Origin of the sequence: Amphritea sp. 1_MG-2023 (assembly GCF_030547545.1) — a bacterium.
Lineage (GTDB): Bacteria > Pseudomonadota > Gammaproteobacteria > Pseudomonadales > Balneatricaceae > Amphritea.
Genome location: NZ_JAUOQE010000023.1, coordinates 1 through 18,855 on the forward strand (window position 1 = coordinate 1; position 18,855 = coordinate 18,855).

General features: G+C 48.6%; 14 protein-coding genes. 2 read left to right on the forward strand and 12 right to left on the reverse strand.

What is annotated here, in order from left to right; all coding sequences use genetic code 11:
• Nucleotides 1-383: 383 nt before the first annotated feature.
• The 7 genes from Q4488_RS12620 to pcaF form a co-directional block, all read right to left on the reverse strand.
• A complete protein-coding gene (locus Q4488_RS12620; protein ID WP_303580837.1) occupies nucleotides 384-1,481 on the reverse strand; it encodes a 2Fe-2S iron-sulfur cluster-binding protein in 1,098 nt (365 codons plus the stop codon).
• 36 nt (nucleotides 1,482-1,517) lie between these two features.
• Complete coding sequence (gene paaD / locus Q4488_RS12625) at nucleotides 1,518-2,057, reverse strand: 1,2-phenylacetyl-CoA epoxidase subunit PaaD (protein ID WP_303580838.1); 540 nt, start codon at nucleotides 2,055-2,057, stop codon at nucleotides 1,518-1,520.
• Between the two features lie 5 nt (nucleotides 2,058-2,062).
• Nucleotides 2,063-2,827 (reverse strand): 1,2-phenylacetyl-CoA epoxidase subunit PaaC, encoded by a 765-nt coding sequence (gene paaC, locus Q4488_RS12630; protein ID WP_303580839.1) that lies wholly within the window; start codon nucleotides 2,825-2,827, stop codon nucleotides 2,063-2,065.
• Nucleotides 2,828-2,842: 15 nt separating this feature from the next.
• Complete coding sequence (gene paaB, locus Q4488_RS12635) at nucleotides 2,843-3,136, reverse strand: 1,2-phenylacetyl-CoA epoxidase subunit PaaB (protein ID WP_303580840.1); 294 nt, start codon at nucleotides 3,134-3,136, stop codon at nucleotides 2,843-2,845.
• A 12-nt stretch (nucleotides 3,137-3,148) separates the two neighbouring features.
• Nucleotides 3,149-4,093, reverse strand: coding sequence for a 1,2-phenylacetyl-CoA epoxidase subunit PaaA (paaA, locus tag Q4488_RS12640; protein ID WP_303580841.1), 945 nt, complete (start codon nucleotides 4,091-4,093; stop codon nucleotides 3,149-3,151).
• Nucleotides 4,094-4,183: 90 nt separating this feature from the next.
• Complete coding sequence (gene paaK / locus Q4488_RS12645) at nucleotides 4,184-5,494, reverse strand: phenylacetate--CoA ligase PaaK (RefSeq protein ID WP_303580842.1); 1,311 nt, start codon at nucleotides 5,492-5,494, stop codon at nucleotides 4,184-4,186.
• A gap of 95 nt (nucleotides 5,495-5,589) precedes the next feature.
• The gene (gene pcaF / locus Q4488_RS12650; RefSeq protein WP_303580843.1) at nucleotides 5,590-6,798 is read right to left on the reverse strand and encodes a 3-oxoadipyl-CoA thiolase; all 1,209 of its coding nucleotides are present in this window, start codon (nucleotides 6,796-6,798) and stop codon (nucleotides 5,590-5,592) included.
• A gap of 418 nt (nucleotides 6,799-7,216) precedes the next feature.
• Here pcaF and Q4488_RS12655 point away from each other — a divergent pair, with 418 nt between their 5' ends.
• Nucleotides 7,217-7,693, forward strand: a complete 477-nt coding sequence (locus Q4488_RS12655) for a Crp/Fnr family transcriptional regulator (protein WP_303580844.1) — start codon at nucleotides 7,217-7,219, stop codon at nucleotides 7,691-7,693.
• A gap of 756 nt (nucleotides 7,694-8,449) precedes the next feature.
• On the opposite strand, the gene Q4488_RS12660 is transcribed toward Q4488_RS12655, so the two are convergent.
• On the reverse strand, nucleotides 8,450-8,662 hold the full coding sequence (locus Q4488_RS12660; RefSeq protein WP_303580845.1) for a cold-shock protein: 213 nt from the start codon (nucleotides 8,660-8,662) through the stop codon (nucleotides 8,450-8,452).
• A 190-nt stretch (nucleotides 8,663-8,852) separates the two neighbouring features.
• A complete protein-coding gene (locus tag Q4488_RS12665) occupies nucleotides 8,853-9,128 on the reverse strand; it encodes a hypothetical protein (protein ID WP_303580846.1) in 276 nt (91 codons plus the stop codon).
• A 287-nt stretch (nucleotides 9,129-9,415) separates the two neighbouring features.
• Between Q4488_RS12665 and Q4488_RS12670 the strand changes: the two genes are divergently transcribed.
• Nucleotides 9,416-10,282, forward strand: coding sequence for a LysR substrate-binding domain-containing protein (locus Q4488_RS12670; RefSeq protein ID WP_303580847.1), 867 nt, complete (start codon nucleotides 9,416-9,418; stop codon nucleotides 10,280-10,282).
• 273 nt (nucleotides 10,283-10,555) lie between these two features.
• Here Q4488_RS12670 and Q4488_RS12675 read toward each other — a convergent pair whose 3' ends face one another.
• The 3 genes from Q4488_RS12675 to Q4488_RS12685 all read right to left on the reverse strand — a co-directional run bounded on the left by Q4488_RS12675 (nucleotide 10,556) and on the right by Q4488_RS12685 (nucleotide 18,731).
• Nucleotides 10,556-10,792, reverse strand: coding sequence for a hypothetical protein (locus Q4488_RS12675; protein ID WP_303580848.1), 237 nt, complete (start codon nucleotides 10,790-10,792; stop codon nucleotides 10,556-10,558).
• 213 nt (nucleotides 10,793-11,005) lie between these two features.
• On the reverse strand, nucleotides 11,006-13,333 hold the full coding sequence (gene pbpC / locus Q4488_RS12680) for a penicillin-binding protein 1C (RefSeq protein ID WP_303580849.1): 2,328 nt from the start codon (nucleotides 13,331-13,333) through the stop codon (nucleotides 11,006-11,008).
• Nucleotides 13,323-18,731 carry an alpha-2-macroglobulin gene (locus tag Q4488_RS12685; RefSeq protein ID WP_303580850.1) on the reverse strand — a complete coding sequence of 1,803 codons (5,409 nt, stop codon included), beginning with the start codon at nucleotides 18,729-18,731 and terminating at the stop codon, nucleotides 13,323-13,325. The genes pbpC and Q4488_RS12685 overlap by 11 nt, the downstream gene beginning before the upstream one ends.
• Nucleotides 18,732-18,855 lie beyond the last annotated feature (124 nt).

An 18,855-nucleotide genomic window follows, 5' to 3' on the forward strand; every position in this document is an offset into this window, starting at 1 on the left:
GAAAAATGTTAACGCCGAGATCCTGCTTCTCTGAAAGCCCCGAAGGGCGGATATTAGAATGGTCATCTACTTTGTCAACCAGTTTGAAAAGGCCTAGACATTTCGCTGCACTGGCTTTCGCGTATCTGGCCATTCTAATATCCGCAGAGAACATAACGGGCTTATTCGCACCTTCCCTAGTTTCAACTATCAATGCTATGAAGACACACAGCACCAATATTTTCGACTTATTTTTATTTGGAGCACCGCGGAAAATAAGTCCGCCAACACACACTTGTTATAAGTACTTACCTGCAAAAAGCCACCTAAACATGCACACTAAGAATATGTTTAGATGGCTTTTATGTCGATTTCCGTTGGCCTATACGGGTAGGATAACGCTGTTAACGCTGATCGAAATCAACCACCACAGTGTCGGTGATCGGGTGAGCCTGACAGCTAAGGATATAGCCATCTTCAATTTCATGCTGTTCAAGCCCGTGAGAGATATCCATATCCACTTCACCCTCAACCAATTTACATTTACACGTTGAGCAAACCCCCGCTTTACAGGAGTAAGGTAGGTCCATGCCGTTATTCATACCGGCATCGAGGATATTCTCACCCACGGTCGCCAGATCAAACATCACTGCTCGACCATCGGCCCGTACAGTCACTTTAGATGTCTTCTGTTCACCAAACTGTTCTTTACGTTTGGCGGCTTTTTCCAGCATCTCTTTCGAGTCGGCGGATGAGTTAGCGAACAGCTCATAATGGATCTGTTCATCACTGAGGCCTTCCAGACGGAAGCCACGTGAGATTTCCGACATCATCGATTCAGGGCCACAAATAAAGGCATCATTCACCGCTTTGATATTGATCAAACCGGCTTTTTGTAAGGCATAGCCTTTGGCATTATCGATACGACCATTCAGCAGATCCGCCCCCTGATCTTCGTAATCCATCACATTGATCCAGTGAAAACGATCCATAAAACGGTTTTTAACGAAGTTCAGTTCCTCTTTGAACATCACCGAGTTACTGCGACGATTACCATAGATTAAGGTCACATTAGAGCCGGGTTCAGTATCGAGAATCGACTTCATAATGGAAATCATCGGCGTAATACCTGAACCAACAGCAATACACATATAGTTTTTACTGTTCTCAGGATTAAGCTCAGTATAAAAACTTCCCTGAGGCGGCATCACCTCCACCGACATGCCCGGCTTGAAGACATCGTTAGCGTAGTTTGAGAAACGGCCGTTCTTAACTCGTTTGATGCCGACTCGCATATGGCCATCATGAATACCGGAACAGATCGAATAGGAACGGCGTACTTCTTCACCCTCAATCGTCGCTCGTAACGTCAGAAACTGCCCCTGAATAAAGCGAAATTTATCGGTTAGATCAGTAGGAACCGCGAAGGTTACGCAGATCGCGGTGTCCGTTTCGGGCTGTACATCGGCGATTTTCAGCGTGTAAAAATTGGTGTCAGACATGCTTCACCTATTGTTTTTATCAGAACTGATACGAGATCAGATCTTTTTGAAATAATCGAACGGTTCACCACAATCGTCACACTGAAACAGTGCTTTACAGGCGGTAGAACCAAACTCACTGACTCTGCGGGTATGACGTGATCCGCAATGAGGACAAGCCGCATGGGCTTCGGGCGTCAGGCCATCGGCATCCAGTTCGGCATCTTCCGGCGGCGCAATGCCGTATTGACGCAACTTGATACGCCCCTCAGGAGACATCCATTCAGAACTCCAAGCGGGTGACAATGACAGCTTAACCACGACATCGGCATAGCCATGATCGTTGAGACACTGAATAACATCGGTGCTGATATTATCCATCGCCGGACAACCCGAATATGTTGGCGTAATGATCACCACAACTCGATCACCCTCGCGCTGAATATCCCGTAAGATACCCAGATCCCAGATGCTTAACGCCGGCACCTCAGGGTCTTTCACCGTATCCAGCAAATCCCAGAGCATTTTAACGTCAGCAGCGTTACGCTGCTGTAGCCGTTGATAATACTCTTCGTCCATCAAAGAGATCTCATTCATAGCACTTACCACTTACAGCCAGGGTGAGAGCGGTGCACAATCTGCATTTCTGTCAGCATGTGACCCAGATTTTCGGTGTGATAACCAATACGTCCACCCCGTACCGCCCAGCTATCTTCTGGCACGCTCAAGGTCGCGTTGGTGACGATCTCGGTAACGATGGCCAGCCACTCATCGCGCAACGTTGACACATCGACGCCAATGCCAGCATCCGCCAACAGCTGTTCAGTTTCGTCCATATCGAACATTTCATGGGTATAACCCCATAACTGATCGAGGGCTTTCTGAGCCCGCTGATGACTCTCGTCAGTGCCACCGCCTAGGCGCAACACCCAATCACGGCTACGCCGCAGATGATACTTAGTCTCTTTAATGCCTTTCGCGGCGATGGCGGCTAAGCGCTCATCCTTGGAGTGCAGCAGTTGCGGTAGCACCAAGGTGTAGTAAGCATCGGCAAACAGTTGACGGATCTGTGAGTAGGCAAAATCGCCTTTGGGCAGCTCCAACAGCAACAGGTTGTGATATTCACGATCATTGCGCATATAGGCAAAATCATCTTCATCACGACCGTCATTCGCTAGTTCAGCCGCATAGGTATAAAACATACGCGCACGACCAATATAATCCAACGCCACATTGCCGTAAGCGATATCCTCTTCGAGGAATGGCCCATAGCTGACCCATTCTGAAATGCGATGTCCCAGCACCACGGCATCATCACCGAGACGGGTGGTATATTCCAGTAATGCTTTTTTGATTTGATCACTCATGTAGGCTCTCCCCAATTACATGTTGTTGACGGGGTCAGGCAAAACATAATATGTCGCATGACGATAAGGCTTATCATCGCTCGGATCATAGAAGCAATCCGCATCGTCTTCCTGAGAGGCGCAGATATCATTGGACTTAACCACCCAGATACTGACGCCTTCGCTACGCCGGGTATAACAGTCGCGAGCATATTCCAACGCCTGTTCATGATCTTCGGCATGTAAGCTGCCGATATGCTTGTGATCCAAGCCACGCTTAGAACGCACAAAGACTTCAAATAGTTCTAGCTTTTCAGTTGCAGTTGTCATCTCAATTACCCCTTATGCCGCGTCTTGCGTTTGCTTGGCACGTTTCTTTTCGTTATAGGCGGTGATCGCATCACGTACCCACTCACCCTCTTCGTGAGCAGCAACATGATGTTCAATACGTTGACGGTTGCAGTGACCATTACCGTTGATCACACTCCAGAACTCATCCCAGTTCAAATCACTGCTATCATAGTGACCCCGCTCTTCATTCCATTTAATCGCTTTATCGGGATGCTCCAGACCTAGCACTTCAATCTGTTGCACGGTCTGATCAATGAATTTCTGCCGCAGATCATCGTTGGTTTCACGCTTGATTTTCCATTCCATCGATTTTTGCGAGTGCGCCGAATCTGAATCGTGAGGACCAAACATCATTAACGCCGGCCAATAAAAACGATCTAACGCATCCTGAGCCATGGCTTTCTGACCTTCAGAACCTTTCGCCAACGCCAATATCGCCTCATAGCCTTGACGCTGATGGAACGATTCCTCTTTACAGATACGAATCATGCCGCGTGAATAGGGACCATAGGAGGTGCGCTGCAGCGATACCTGATTCACAATCGCCGCCCCATCAACCAACCAGCCGATCGCTCCCACATCCGCCCATGTCAGAGTTGGGTAGTTGAAAATGGAAGAGTATTTGGCCGCCCCCGTTTGCAACTGCTCAATCATCTCTGCACGGGAGATACCCAATGTTTCACAGGCGCTATACAGATACAGACCATGGCCCGCTTCATCCTGAACTTTAGACAGCAGTACCGCCTTACGTCGCAGCGAAGGAGCCCGAGTAATCCAGTTACCTTCTGGCTGCATACCGATAATTTCAGAATGCGCGTGTTGTGAAATCTGACGAATCAGATTCTTACGGTAAGCATCTGGCATCCAATCTTTCGGCTCTATTTTCTCTTCGGCCGAAATTTTGCGCATGAAGTTTTCTTCTTGAGGTAGTGTCATTTCAATCGTCTCCACTTCGGTTTAAGACCTGCGCAAACAGGCCCTTCGCGATGACTTTTTGTTGGCGGCCCTCATTAAAGGGCACCCGTGTTATGTTATTTTTGGGCGGTTATCAAACACCCGCTTAGCCTTGCCTTCCGAACGAGGAATAACTCCAGGCTGCAATATTTCAATTGTCGTTGAGATACCGATCACCGCTTTAATATGATGGGCTAACTCTTTCGCCACTTGCGACGTATTGGCACTCTGAGCAGCGGCGCTGAGTTCCACTTTAATCAGCACCTTATCCAAGTTGCCTTGCTTATCGACCACGATTTCATAGTGGGGCGACAGCGCAGAAATCTTCAGAATCTGTTCTTCAACTTGTGTTGGGAAGACATTCACGCCGCGGATAATCATCATGTCATCGGAACGACCGGTGATCTTATCGATACGTCGCATCGGCCGTGCGGTACCCGGGAGTAGACGCGTTAGATCGCGAGTACGGTAGCGTACAATCGGCAAGGCTTCCTTCGTCAGGGAGGTAAATACCAGCTCACCATATTCACCGTCCGGCAACACTTCACCGGTATTCGGATCAATAATTTCTGGATAGAAATGATCTTCCCAAATGGTGGGACCATCTTTAGTTTCGATACATTCCTGCGCGACACCAGGGCCCATCACTTCTGATAAACCATAAATATCCACCGCATCGATACCCAAGCGATGCTCGATATTCTTCCGCATCTCATCGGTCCAAGGCTCGGCGCCAAAAATACCGCAGCGTAGCGCCATCTTGTGAGGATCTAAGCCTTGACGCTCCATCTCATCGATAATATTGAGCATATAAGAGGGCGTGACCATGATGATGTCAGGATCGAAATCGTTCATCAGCTGAACTTGTTTCTCGGTCTGTCCACCCGACATCGGGATCACTGTACAACCTAAACGCTCGGCACCGTAATGCGCGCCCATACCGCCAGTGAATAAGCCGTAACCATAAGAGATATGCACTTTATCCCCGGCATGGCCACCCGCTGCACGAATAGATCGCGCGACGACATCCGCCCAAACGTTAATATCATTCTGTGTATAGCCCACGACCGTTGGTTTACCCGTGGTACCCGATGACGCATGCACCCGCACAACATCCTCCATAGGTACGGCAAACGAATCAAACGGATACGCATCTCGCAGATAAGCTTTAGTGGTAAACGGGAAGAGACTCAGATCTTCCAATTGCTTTAATTCATAGGGATGGACACCACGTTCATCGCAGAGGCGTTTATACGCGGGTACATTGTTATAAGCATGGGCAACACTCCACTGCATACGTACCAGTTGCAGGGCTCGAAGCTCATCTATACTGGCCGTTTCAATCGGATCGAGTGCTCGGCGAGGATGCTTCTCATATTTCATTTTTAATTGTCCTGTTTTTTTATATTTCAGACATTCAGCACAGGGTAACTAGAAGCCCGGCAGGCATTCGGTCCAGCACGGGCTAATTAACGCGATTACACGCGCTCTATGATCATGGCGATACCCTGACCCACTCCGATACACATCGTGCACAATGCATAGCGGCCACCGGTACGATGCAATTGATACATCGCGGTCATCACTAGACGTGCACCACTGGCACCCAGCGGATGACCTAACGAAATAGCACCGCCATTTGGGTTTACATGCGCGGCATCATCCGCCAAACCAAGATCACGCATGACCGCGAGACCTTGTGCGGCAAACGCTTCATTGAGCTCAATCACATCCATCTGCGCCAACGTCAGACCCGTTTGTGCAAGCACTTTTTTAGTCGCCGGCGATGGACCAAACCCCATGATCCGAGGTGCCAGTCCCGCCGTTGCCATACCCACCACTCGCGCTTTCGGCGTCAGACTATATTTATCAGCCGCGGCCTGCGAAGCAATCAACAGAGCACAGGCACCATCATTGACACCTGACGCGTTACCCGCCGTGACCGAACCACCCTCACGAAAAGGTGCTTTCAGTTTAGACAGATCTTGTAAGGTTGTGCTGGCACGAGGATGCTCGTCGGTATCAAACACCACCGGCTCACCCTTACGCTGAGGAATAACGACCGGCACAATCTCTTCATCGAACAGGCCTTTAGCCATCGCGGCAGCCGTTTTCTGTTGACTGCGCAGGGCAAACAGATCCTGATCTTCACGGGAAATATTGAACTCTTCAGCAACATTTTCAGCCGTTTCCGGCATGCTATCGACGCCATACTGCTGCTTCATCTTCTTATTAATGAAACGCCAACCGATCGTGGTGTCATACAAACCGTTCGTTGCTCGACTAAAAGCCGATTCCGCTTTACCCATCACGAAAGGAGCCCGTGACATCGACTCACAACCACCAGCGACCATCAATTCAGTTTCGCCGGCCTTAATCGCCCGTGCAGCCATGCCAATGGCATCCATACCTGAACCACATAATCGATTAACCGTGGTGCCAGGCACCTCGGTCGGCATCCCCGCCAGTAACGCGGACATACGCGCGACATTACGGTTATCTTCACCCGCCTGATTAGCATTTCCGTAGATCACATCATCTACCAGAGACCAATCTACCTGCGGATTGCGATCGATCAATGCCTTAAGAGGCACCGCACCCAGATCATCAGCCCGAACAGTAGAGAGACCGCCACCATAACGCCCAAAGGGTGTCCGGATAGCATCGCAGATATAGGCATCTATCATTATTATTTCCTCATTTCTATTTTCCTGAAAACGCACAGCAAAGCGTCCTTCAGTCTGGGAACCTGTGATGACAACAAAGCCTGTCATTCCCCGATGGATTTAATATTACACAAAACATTACCATTGGCAACTTTTATGTATCACTTTAAGACTAAGTATAAAGCCCTATAAATGATTTAAATTCATCAAAAAACCAACAAACCACTGAAATAATGAAACCTAATTGAATGAAACTATCATAAAAATGTATCAAGAGTGTCAACCATGAAAAGCCCTCATAACGGATACCATAAAGGGTTGTTCCTTAGCACATCATGATCCGCCGGCAGCATACAGGCGACTCACTAGCGACAATAAAAAGGCGGAATTCAGCCTCAGAGCGACTAAACTTAATTTGTATCATTGAGAGGAAAGAGAAATGGAGACAATCACCACTCAAACACTTTTAACGCGTTGCGAATTAAGTCAACTCGTCAACGCTTCAGTGTTTGGGGCGCTATCGGAAACAGCCATCGTCTGGCTGTTGGATCATGGCGTGATTAGACGCTTTGATCCCGGCGACCTATTGTTCAGCCCTGCGCAGCCGGGTGATAGCTTTCACGTTATTCTTCAGGGTCGTGTTGATTACTATAAATTTCATAACGGCCGTTACGCTTATATACGCTCCTTTAGCGCTGGCGAGCAGGTCGGTTTCGTCAGTCTGATCGCCTTGCATGACCGAGTCGGCCGAGCAGAAGCCTGTGAACCCTGCGTATCACTGGAGATAAACTCAGCGGTGTTCCATGAGTTTCATCTGAATAAGCCGCTCGAGTTCGGTATTTTACTGATGAACCTCACCCGAGAGATGGCACGAACATTAAGAAATACGAATAATATATTGGTCGACAGATACTGACTCAAACGCTCAGATGGCAATATTCATCACGCCGATGCCTGCTGTGACACTGTTTTGAGTCTGTAAGACTATTTTGAGTCTGCGATGCTTTGTTTGAGTCTGCGATGCTCTGTTTGAGCGACAGCATGGCCGAGTCGCCGTGTGGCTACATTTATAGACTGGCTGTATAGGCTTTGTGTAGAGACTGGCTGTATAGACTAGGTGTATAGATTACTTTGTATATTGAGCTGAATAACTGAATGACTATCAGTGACATAGGCAGGCACATGGTAGCCACATAGGCTAGACTAGACCTTGAATTCGCCAGAGCAGCCGCATTAAGCCAATGCTTGGTTGTGTTAAATAGTTGTGTTAAATAGTTGTGCTAAATGGCTGATTAAAGTTGTATCAAATAGACATCGGTGTTGAGTTTGACTCACTCATTGTGCGCCTCAAACATATCAAACATCATGACTGCCCCCTCTGAAAGCCCCTTTCCACTGAAGCCTTCAGTGCAAAGACCTCAAAAGGCATCACGAATGCGGCATAGCCTCATCGACTTCAATTTCAATGAGATGAACACAGGCTATCTGAATACTAGTTATCAGAACACTAGTTATCAAGGCTCAGTCTTGTCAACTCACCCTTCTGTTATAGACAACGTCTATAACAGAGGGTTTATGTTGACGTCGTAAGCGGCATCTACTGCCTTCCTAAAGATCAGCGCACACTCACCGGAAAGACAAAGCCTTCGACGACAACAAGATTATCAATCGCTTAGCTAGCGACAATAGGCGTGATATTAACGGCGTGTATACCGATATCTTTTTGTGCTGCATCAAAGCGCACAGACTGACCTGTTTTGAGACTCTTATACCCTTCGGTAATTATCGCCGAATAATGAACAAACAGATCTTCTTCAAAATCTGGCGAAACAATAAAACCAAAACCTTTGGCATTATTAAACCACTTCACTGTTCCCGTATACATCTGACGCTCCTCAAGATTGACGCATTGCTGCAGGTCTCAGAGTATTTAAACAATCGTTAGATCTACTCGACCTAACACCATTCTCAGAAATCAGAAGGCTGAGGTATATAAGAAAAAATCCTATATTAGTGTTCACGTTCCTTAAATTGCTTGAAGCCAAAAAAAAGCAGGCGCCGCCTGCTTATCTAGATTACAACCGATCTTGCCGATCCATATCACCGAAGATATCTCGTCGCAACCGTTGTCGCTCGAGTCGATCTTCGATATCTCGCCGACGACTATGAGATTTACGACCTAGCTCTTCAGGCAGATCATCATCGGCCTCGTCCCAATCATCGTCAGCGCTAAATTCGACTGTTCTACTCGGGCGCGCGCGACGTTTGCTGCTTTTATAACTATCGTCATCCCAGTCATCCCAGGCATCTTGATCTTCTGAATAGCTATTCAAACGACTCTTGTTACTCATAATGCTTCTCTTTAATACCTCAAGGGCGTTGATGACGTATTACACGGTTATGTGCTACTCACCTAGTCAGACATTTTGTGCCACACTCGGATGGAAAAAGTCTAACCATAAAAAATATTGATCTATTGTTGAACGTACTATTTAAAGTACACTTTGATTATTATCAGAGTTTTAATAACTGTAAAATGATGCTTTTTTATCACTTCAATCGAAATTGCTTATCGACATAATGAAGCCGGCCTCTACTCGGCTCGCTGACTCGATCATTCAAGCAAATGGACAGAATTATGGAAATAGGATTGCTACGCACTTTTCTTGAAGTAACACGCACTCGCCATTTTGGTAAGGCAGCACAGAACCTCTATCTCACGCAATCGGCCGTGAGCTTTCGCATAAAACACTTAGAGGAACTGATCGGGGTACTTTTATTTAGTCGTGAGCGCAATAATATTCTGCTCACCAGTGCTGGCGAACGTCTCATACCTCACGCCGAGAATATTATTAAAAACTGGCAAATGGCTCTCCAAGACGTAGCTATTGCGAAAGAACAGGAAGCACAACTGGCCCTGGGTGGCATCGCAAATTTATGGGGTACTTTTTTACAATCGACCTTACCCAAACTGGCCGATAGCTTTCCCAACATGGTGATTCGCACGGAGATCAATAATCATCTGGAACTGACTCGCTCGTTACTGACGGGGACGCTGGATCTCGCTATCGTCCTCGACCCGCCCAACCTTGATGAACTAAATCATCTAAAAATAGGACAGATCGAACTGCTACTGGTGAGTAGCCATACAGATTTAACCGCAGATCAGGTGCAAGATAACGACTTTGTGTTCGTTGATTGGGGCGTCGCATTCAATATGCGCACCGCGAAACTGTTTAAGAAAACGCTCACGCCTATTTTACACACTGAACAGAGCCAGATCGCACTAGAGTTTATCCTCAGTCATGGCGGCTGTGCATTTCTTCCCCGAGTATTAGCTGACCCTTACTTAGCCTCAGGTCAGTTACACCGGGTGAATCAGATTAAATCGGTTAAACGCTCTGTCTTCGCGGTATTCGTGAAAAATTCAACGCGGCAAGATCAAATTCAAGCCGTGATTAAGAAGTTATGTGAGTATGATCTGAAGCCAGAAATGACCCTTTGAAGCCTCAGTTATACAGATCGGCTCTAGACGGCTCTGCTAGAAAAACGCCATCATTCGAACGATCAAGCCATTAAGGAGATAAAATTCAACTTAGCTACCCTCTACTTAATAGCCTTTAAGCAGCAACCGCTGTCAGTCATGAAATGATCAAAACAACTGATAGTAAACTTATCATCGATTACCCTGACGACGATGCAACAGGGATAGACAACGTCGACATGTTAGTGACCAACAGCTCACTCACTTAAACGACGTCATCGATTCTCAAAACCTTTAATTATCAATCAAAATAGATAATGCCTCCTCTATTTCAGGCTGCAACACCTGAGTACTATCCTGCAACTCAGTCACGGAGACGGCAAACTGAGTGCGCACAACATCATTTTGATCAACCAACCAGGCCAGAGCGGCCTGACTACATTGTTGTGGTGTCCATGTCTGTTTTAGCGGCACACCTGATCCCTCAAGAAAAGCAAAAAAATCATACTGATCCTTCAATACAGAGTTCATGCGACTTGCTCCTGCAACAGTTCCGGTTGCTTTATTATTATCTTTAGTCCCTGACAACGATCAACATAGGGACAAAAACCAGCTCGAAGCTGGTTTGTCTTTATACCTTAGTTGTATACCAACATGATTCATTGATCAACTTTAATCAGCGTAGTTTGATAAAAAAACAGGCCACACATTGATCAGAGTAGCCCTAACTCAGCATGAGACGCTTTAAGGAACTACCGTAAATCGAATTTGCTGCCATACCCCCTGTTGATCCACCACCCGTAGCCAATGCTCACCCGGTGCGAGAACTTCACTCCATTCATGAAACGTTCGAGTCGTGCCTAAATAACGCTTATCTAGGTGCCAGAATAACGGTGCTGAAGCTTGCTTCGCGGTTGCGCGAAAGATCACCTCACCACGCTCACCACTCAGATAGCGTGGCACACTGATAACTTGCCCAGAACGCGGATAGGTAATCTCAAAATTTCCACGTAACGCTCGTCGATCAGGCGTACAGCGAGGATCAAAGTCCGGCACCGGTCGATAGTCTGCATGCGCCAGACGATAGTACGCCGCCTGTGAAGGCGGCAACTGAAAAAACGTTTGACTGATAATTCGGCCGTGAGGATGACAGCCAATACTGCTACGTAAACCACTGTCTTGATCCACCGCCACCTGAAAGTGATGCGGACTCACCTTTTCAAACTGTGCCCCTTGCGGAATCAAAACGCTTGTTCTAGGGCAACCATATTTTGGTAAAAAGCCGTTCTCGCGACATACTTGAATCGACTTTAACGCCCCACTTGGCGGTTCTGGCCAGTCGAGTTTGTCAATGATATTCAAGGTATCAAACAGTATCGGTGCCGCCGCATGAGTGCCTGTCAGTAATTGTCGCCCTTCACCGTTAGCATTACCCACCCAAACCCCAACCGTTACATTCGCGGTGGTGCCCACGGCCCAACCATCGCGCAAGCCATAGCTGGTACCGGTTTTCCACGCCACACGGGCGGAGCCGGAAAATAGTCGATGCATTTTATGCAATCCCGGACGCGTGACATCAGATAGAGTATTCAGCGTCAACCAGGCAGCGCCTTGACTAAAAGGGTATGGCGGTGTGCTGGTCACCTGCTCTGGCGATGCCATACCGTAACGCAACGGTGTTACTCGCAGCGCGGCTGCCGTCTGTGCTCGACGACTCAAATTAGCATAGGCGGCGGTTAAATCTGTCAAACTGACTTCAGCGCCACCAAGGATGAGAGACAATCCATATCCATCCGCTTGCCTAAAGAGGTGATTAAAACCCAGTGTCTGCAAACGCCGATAGAATGCTTGATAGCTATAGCTATGTAACATTCTAACGGCGGGGATATTCAGCGATGCGATCAACGCCGAACGAGCACTCACGGCACCACGAAAGCGCTGATCATAATTACTCGGCTGATAGCTACCATAGGCGGTAGGCACATCGGCAATCAATGTTTTAGGCGTCATATCGCCGTTATCCAGCATGGCTGCATACAAAAACGGCTTCAAGGTGCTACCCGATGATCGAGGTCGACTCGCAATATCGACATGAAAAGCATCTTCAGCACGCTGACGATAGGCCACATTACCGAAATAAGCCTTGGTCTGCAGGGTTTCGTTATCGACCACCAACAAGGCTAGGTTGTGAATACCGATAGCCCCCAAACGTTGACTATGCTGTCGCGTAATAAACTCGATCTTCTGCGTTAAACGTCGATCAATCTGCGTATGAAACACCGCTTGATTAGGTGACTGCTGAGTTAGCCTATCCAACAGATGCTGCCCATAGGTTGGCCAAGCTCGCGGTTTTTGAGGGATTTTTTCCAGCACTGATAAGCGATAATCTTGCTCAGTTAATACCCCGTTATGCCAAAGTTTTTGCAGCAGAAAATCACGCTTTGCCTGCAGCTTATCCCGACCTCTAGAAAGATGCATCGCCGCCGGGTTATTCGGTAATACAGCCAACAAAGCCGATTCGGCCCAGCTCAGTTCCGCTAGTCGTCGACCAAAATAACGCCACGCCGCCGCTTCAATACCAACGGTATTACCGCCCATCGGTGCATTAGCCGCATAATACTTGAGAATTTCAGCTTTACTTAATTGCGCCTCTAAGCGCAAGGCTAGGTGCAGCTCCTGTAGCTTTTGCCACCATGTGCGAGGTTGATTGCCATCGATCATACGGGCCAATTGCATGGTCAGCGTGCTGCCACCGCTCACCACTCGACCCCACTTCAGATTAAGATAGAGTGCCCGCATGATTGCTAGAGGATCAACCCCCAGATGCTGTCTAAAGCGCTTATCTTCATAGGTGATCAGGGCGGTTTTATAAGCATCCGATAGCGGCGAAATCAACGCAAATCGCCACTGTTGATCGGCAGCAATCCGCGCACTCAACAGCTGCTGATTTTCATCTAACAACTGTCGCGACAGCGGTTGCTGAAACAACGGCTGCGGTAGTGGCCACCCGAGACTTGCCGCCATCAGCAATAGCAGTAAGCCCGCTAAGGCAAGCCGCGTTTTACTGCACAACCTCAACACTGAAGCCTTTTAGTTGCGCTTTAATGGTTTCATCATACATCGCATAAGCGGAGATCGCCGGCAGATAAAAGCGCCCTATAAACGAAGCATTCAACTGCAATGACAAGCTTTTCTCTTCGCCGGCTTTCAGGCCCATATAGCCACTGACTCGATCATCGCGAATATCGACATAATCGAACTGACAAGCCGCCTGACTACAGGCTTCACGTTCATTATCGATCTGCCAGCCACTCGGGGCTCTAAAATTCAACGCCACATTGGTGAGATCGCTGACGGTCGTATTGCGCAGCTTAATCTGTGCCGTAATATTACTGCCCTGCTTGAGCGAACGAATATTCGCTTCAGCACCGTCGCTATTAAGATAATCAACCTGTAACGCTAATCCCTCAGCATAGACTTGCTCGGAACCAGGCCCTGCAACACCGCTCTGCGTCAGGGTGAGCCAGACTGCCGTCTCACCGTTATTGCGAATATTCACCAACTGAGGCTCATCCTCTGCACCGTTCAGCGACGTTTCTGTCACCTGCCGTCCAACAGTCACACGCTGCACCGCCTGAGCCTGCTGTAACAAGACCTCAACCGGAGTCGCCTCGGGCGCGCGATGTTGCGAGAACTGTTGATAGTTAGCCAACGCAACCAACGCATAGGCAGCCGTCTGAGTGCTGTACCACCGTTTTTCGGCCAGTTTATCTGCAATCTCATCCGCTAGTTTTACCGCGATCTCCGGCTCAGCAATATTGGCATACAGCATTAAGAACAACGCTTTATCCCGTAAGGCAGAAGCAAAGCTCGGTGAATTCGAATCGTAGGATTCAGCCGTCGTCAAACCGTCGGCAATCAAAGCCCGTGCGACATCCTCCTGCCCAGCATTGAGATACGCTAGCGATAACAGGGCGACACTGACACTGTCATCTAGCGGTAACGCTTGCAAACGATACATGGCAGACCAATTAGGCTCCCCTGCCAGACTCAAAGTAAACAAGCGATACGCCTGCGCTTTAATCTTTTCAGCATCACTACTATCAACGGCGAACTCCGATGCCTGATGTTGATATGCTAACCACTGTTGTAACAGATATTCAGGCACATCGTAGCCCGCCTGTTTAGCTAACAGCAGGAAATGTCCTGCATAGCTACTCCCCCAAGCATGACTTTGACTCTGACCCGGCCAATAAGCAAAACCCCCTTCCAGCGTTTGAAACGACTGTAAACGTGCGATGGCGGCGATAACATTCTGCTGTACTTGTTGCACTTGTTGCGCCGCTAACGTACTTAATTGATGCAAGTAGAGCTGAGGAAATACCGATGAGGTCGTTTGCTCAAGACACCCATGAGGATAGTTAACTAAATAATCCAATCGAGAACGCAGATGAATCGGTTTAAACTGACTCAATGCGATAGAAGCCACATTGCTTCCGGGTATACCAAACGGCTGCAGCTTTAGATCGAGTGCCGTCTGACTATCGACGCGTTGCGTGGTAATGCGAGTGGCCGGAGCATTCGGCGCATTAATATCCAGATAGAGCGTCTGACTATGCTCGGCCTCAGCTGACTGCGTCGTAAAAGTGAACGCGGTTTTCCCCATCAATTCACCCGTTTGAATCGCAAACTCAGCTAGCGCCGATGAATACGGCGCTAGCGTCACATCGGTTGATGCTTGAGCCACCGTCACCCGCTCGGCATCGGTTGATAGCATCACCTTAACAGCCGCTTCATTCGCAGTATTATTAAATAACTCGACCGGAACGCTGGCCTGCTCACCGATACGTAATACCCGCGGCAGCGTTGGAAACATGGAGATATCGTCCCGTACCACCACGCTCGCTTCGGCTTTACCATACGCTGCACCATCCTCAGCAATCACCATCACTCGAACAGCACCTAGATACATGGGTAAGGTCACTTGATGCTGACGCGTCTCATCAGGCTGCAGTTCGAAGCGACCAAGGTATTGCACCAAGGGAGGAAAACGTCGATTCTTATTACTCTTATCATCATCCTTCTGAGCATCACTACCGCCCACCGGTAACAGTCCGTGTAGTTCACCGCTATAGGCCCCCACCACATCTTTGTAGAGATCCCAGGTTTTCACCTGTAAGGCCTGACGTCGATAGAAATAATCGAAGGGATCTGGGGTTCGATAGTTGGTTAAACCTAACAAACCTTCATCAACTAAGGCGAGACTATAAGCCATCGGCCGACCCGCCGCTTCAGCGACCTGAATATCAAAGGTTGCTCGGGACTGCACTTGCCCCTCGGTGGTGATCAATGGATGCAGGTGATTGTCAGGATTCTCAACCGCTAACGGAATAATCCCCATCAAGCGCATCGGCCGATCATTGTCTCGATTTTCATGGGGCTGCAGATAAGTCACACTCACATACACATTCGGTGCCATCTCGGCGCTAATATCGATATTCACCTGTTGCTGTAACGCAGCTTGTGTCGCGGCATTTGACTGCTCGGCTTTAACCCAGAATTGCTGCAAGACATGATGCGCCGATTCAACCGTGATCAACGCACGACCATGATGTAGTTCGGGCAGGGTAATCGTCGCAGTGTCGCCCACTGAATAAGATTTTTTATCACTAAACAACGTCAACCGATCAACATGATCACCTTGCGATTCCTGCTGCCGCCCCGCCCAACCGGGCCAATCGATATAGACCACTTTACCGCTACAATGGCTATCCTGACCGGCAATACAAGCACGCACTAAATAACGCCCCCATTGAGGATAATTAACTCGCAATGGCCATTCAGCCATGCCATTATCATCGGTGACAACCTGACCCGATGCTATTGCAGTCGTGTGTCGACCATCAGCATAACGCGCCAAAGATTCGCTACTTTTTTCATACCACCATTTCCAGTCGAGCTTATACACGGTGATATCTAGATTAGTCTGACTCACCGGCTGCCCAGCACTATCCAACACCACTAAACGGGTTTTATGATCCTCATCGGTCAATAACATCCCCCGCTCGGCATCCCCTTTCGGTAACTGTAACCCCAAATAACGATCGTAATAGTCGAACGACCGAGAAAAACGATTACTACTATACTGACCGCTCTGCTCAAACACGCGATTCGTAAACACCGCCTTCAACATCCCCGGCGGTGGCGTTTGACTATCAATGTGTAAATCAAACCCACTGCTACCCTGCTCATCCAACGTCCCCTCGAACAGCTTCATTTTACGCGCACGGTAATCTCGGGCCGGATCATCAAAGCTATAATCAGGAAATTTACCCGCAAACGAGGTGGTCACCGGTATCAGCGTCACGGCCACATCCGCCTCTAAACCACTGGCCGGCGCACCATGAAGCCAGTTTGACTGCAAGCTAACGGCTTGAGTCTGACCGTTTTGTAATCGCTCACCTCGGGGAATATCTAGCTCAATCTTGAGGCGATTTGGTACCACCGTTTCAATACGCAAAGGATGATGGAAATCCTGTCCACCCAGCCGCACGATCGCTTCCCAATTACCGGTCGGCGCACTCTCGGCGGTGGCCAACTTGAAACTATACAGGCGACCTACCGGCTGATTACTGTAAACCGATTCCACCAGCTGCCCTGAAGGGTTATAAAGATCAGCCACCACCGGGTGCTCTGTTGGCAATTCATTGAGCTTATCCTTGAGCATAAACGTCAGATAAATATCATCACCAGGCCGCCAAACATCTCGCTCAGCGAAGATAAAGCCATCGATATTACTCTGTAGATGGCTGCCTCCAATATCAAACTGACTCGTGGTTAAGGCACCCGCATCATTGAGTTTTAGATAGCCAACCTGTTCTGCGGTGCGGGCTTCAAGATAAAAAGGCTTACCCTTGAGTTTAATCTTGGCAAAGCCATCGCTATCGGTTTCACCTTTACCTACCGACTGACCTTGAAAATTAAACAGCTCGACCACGCTCTCCGACAATGGCGCCGAGGTTTTTAAGTTAGTGGCAATCACTCGAGCCGTGTCACCGGCAGGGCCCTGCTTAACCACCAGACCAATATTCGAGCGCAGTAGATTTTTAGCCGCTTTAGCATCCGCCGACACTCGATAATAGCGATCATCACAGGCATTGAAATTATTGGTTCGAGAGGCTCCCGGCTCAACGTTATCCCAGGAACTATAACCGCCACTGTAATCGAGCGCTTCGGCATTTTGCGGCAGCGTAGATGACACTATCGGTATCGCGTTTTCGGCATCACTACAGGCGATCATCGAATCACCGCGATCGAGCGAAAGGTATAGACGAATAAGACTACCGCCCTTTTGCGCCATTAATTCAGTGATATCCAGACGATAATCTTGCCAACTACGCAGATTATTATCCTTCAACGGCACCGATTTTTGCCAAATAAAGCGTCCCACCTTTGCCAGTGAACGGGCGTCCGTCAGACGATTCTCTTGCAAAAATTGATGCACATTATCCTCAAACACTTCAAACGCGGTGACCGTCACCGATTTCGCACTCACCGCCTGAAAGGGTAATTCAATCCGCGTTGCATCCGGCAAAATAATACCGCTACCGGCAAACCGAACTCCCGGCTTATGCGGGGCAATAGTGAAGGATTGCTTTAAACTAGTCGCCAAGCCGATATCACAACGGTCTTGCAACTCTTTATGGATGGTAACGCTGAGCTTTTCTGTCGCCGAGTTATTCAGCCCCAACCGCACGCGATTGTTATCCATCTGATAGGAGGTAAAACGATATCGGCTGGAGATCAGGTGTTTAAGCGCTTGATCCTGTTTCAGTTGACGATTGAAACGTAGTTCAAGCACCTCGGCATTATCATCAATGGCCGCAGACAGTAGTTCAAGAGGGCGCTTATCAGCACCGCTTAGCGTCGGGACGATAAAGCGTTGCTCCTGCGCCTCACCCCAGCTAACCGTCAGCTCCTGAGCACAACTGACGGCTCGCTGAATATCACTAATCGTCAGATGCGGCCGCTGTCCCTCATCGATAACTACAGAGACCCGAGCCTGACTATCCGATAGATGAAATAACGACGCTAGATGAGTCGCATCAAGCCCTTCTGCACCGCTAATATCGGCATGAATTTCAACGCTATTCGCGACACCATCGCGAACCACCGGTTGCTGCTCGAACTTATCCTGCCAGTGTAGAGTAAGCTTCACTGCCTCGGCGACAACCGACTTGACGAGTGCCGACTGCGCCGCCGTGGTTTCTGCGGTAGTTGCGGTTTCTGTAGTAGTCGTGGTTGCTGTGATGGCCGCGGCGTCTTGCGTCGCTTTCGATGACGTCACATTCGCGGCGGCAACAGGCGTTGACACCGCGGGTTTGGTTGAATCGCTAACCCGCGTGTCGGCCTCATCGCTACACCCGAGTAACAGCAACATCAGCCAACATAAAATGGATGCACGCAACATAATAAAATCCCTTTATCGAACTAGGCATTGAGTGCTATTTCACTCAATGAACTACCCGTATCTATTCATGTCCCACGACCGATGACTACAACGCGCAGCAAGCTTTTTCGCCACCCGGGTCGCA

Excerpts from the sequence above, each read along its gene's own strand:
- Q4488_RS12620 (WP_303580837.1), bottom strand. The coding sequence starts at position 1,481 with ATGTCTGACACCAATTTTTACACGCTGAAAATCGCCGATGTACAGCCC.
- paaD (WP_303580838.1), bottom strand. The coding sequence starts at position 2,057 with ATGAATGAGATCTCTTTGATGGACGAAGAGTATTATCAACGGCTACAG.
- paaC (WP_303580839.1), bottom strand. The coding sequence starts at position 2,827 with ATGAGTGATCAAATCAAAAAAGCATTACTGGAATATACCACCCGTCTC.
- paaB (WP_303580840.1), bottom strand. The coding sequence starts at position 3,136 with ATGACAACTGCAACTGAAAAGCTAGAACTATTTGAAGTCTTTGTGCGT.
- paaA (WP_303580841.1), bottom strand. The coding sequence starts at position 4,093 with ATGACACTACCTCAAGAAGAAAACTTCATGCGCAAAATTTCGGCCGAA.
- paaK (WP_303580842.1), bottom strand. The coding sequence starts at position 5,494 with ATGAAATATGAGAAGCATCCTCGCCGAGCACTCGATCCGATTGAAACG.
- pcaF (WP_303580843.1), bottom strand. The coding sequence starts at position 6,798 with ATGATAGATGCCTATATCTGCGATGCTATCCGGACACCCTTTGGGCGT.
- Q4488_RS12655 (WP_303580844.1), top strand. The coding sequence starts at position 7,217 with ATGGAGACAATCACCACTCAAACACTTTTAACGCGTTGCGAATTAAGT.
- Q4488_RS12660 (WP_303580845.1), bottom strand. The coding sequence starts at position 8,662 with ATGTATACGGGAACAGTGAAGTGGTTTAATAATGCCAAAGGTTTTGGT.
- Q4488_RS12665 (WP_303580846.1), bottom strand. The coding sequence starts at position 9,128 with ATGAGTAACAAGAGTCGTTTGAATAGCTATTCAGAAGATCAAGATGCC.
- Q4488_RS12670 (WP_303580847.1), top strand. The coding sequence starts at position 9,416 with ATGGAAATAGGATTGCTACGCACTTTTCTTGAAGTAACACGCACTCGC.
- Q4488_RS12675 (WP_303580848.1), bottom strand. The coding sequence starts at position 10,792 with ATGAACTCTGTATTGAAGGATCAGTATGATTTTTTTGCTTTTCTTGAG.
- Q4488_RS12685 (WP_303580850.1), bottom strand. The coding sequence starts at position 18,731 with ATGTTGCGTGCATCCATTTTATGTTGGCTGATGTTGCTGTTACTCGGG.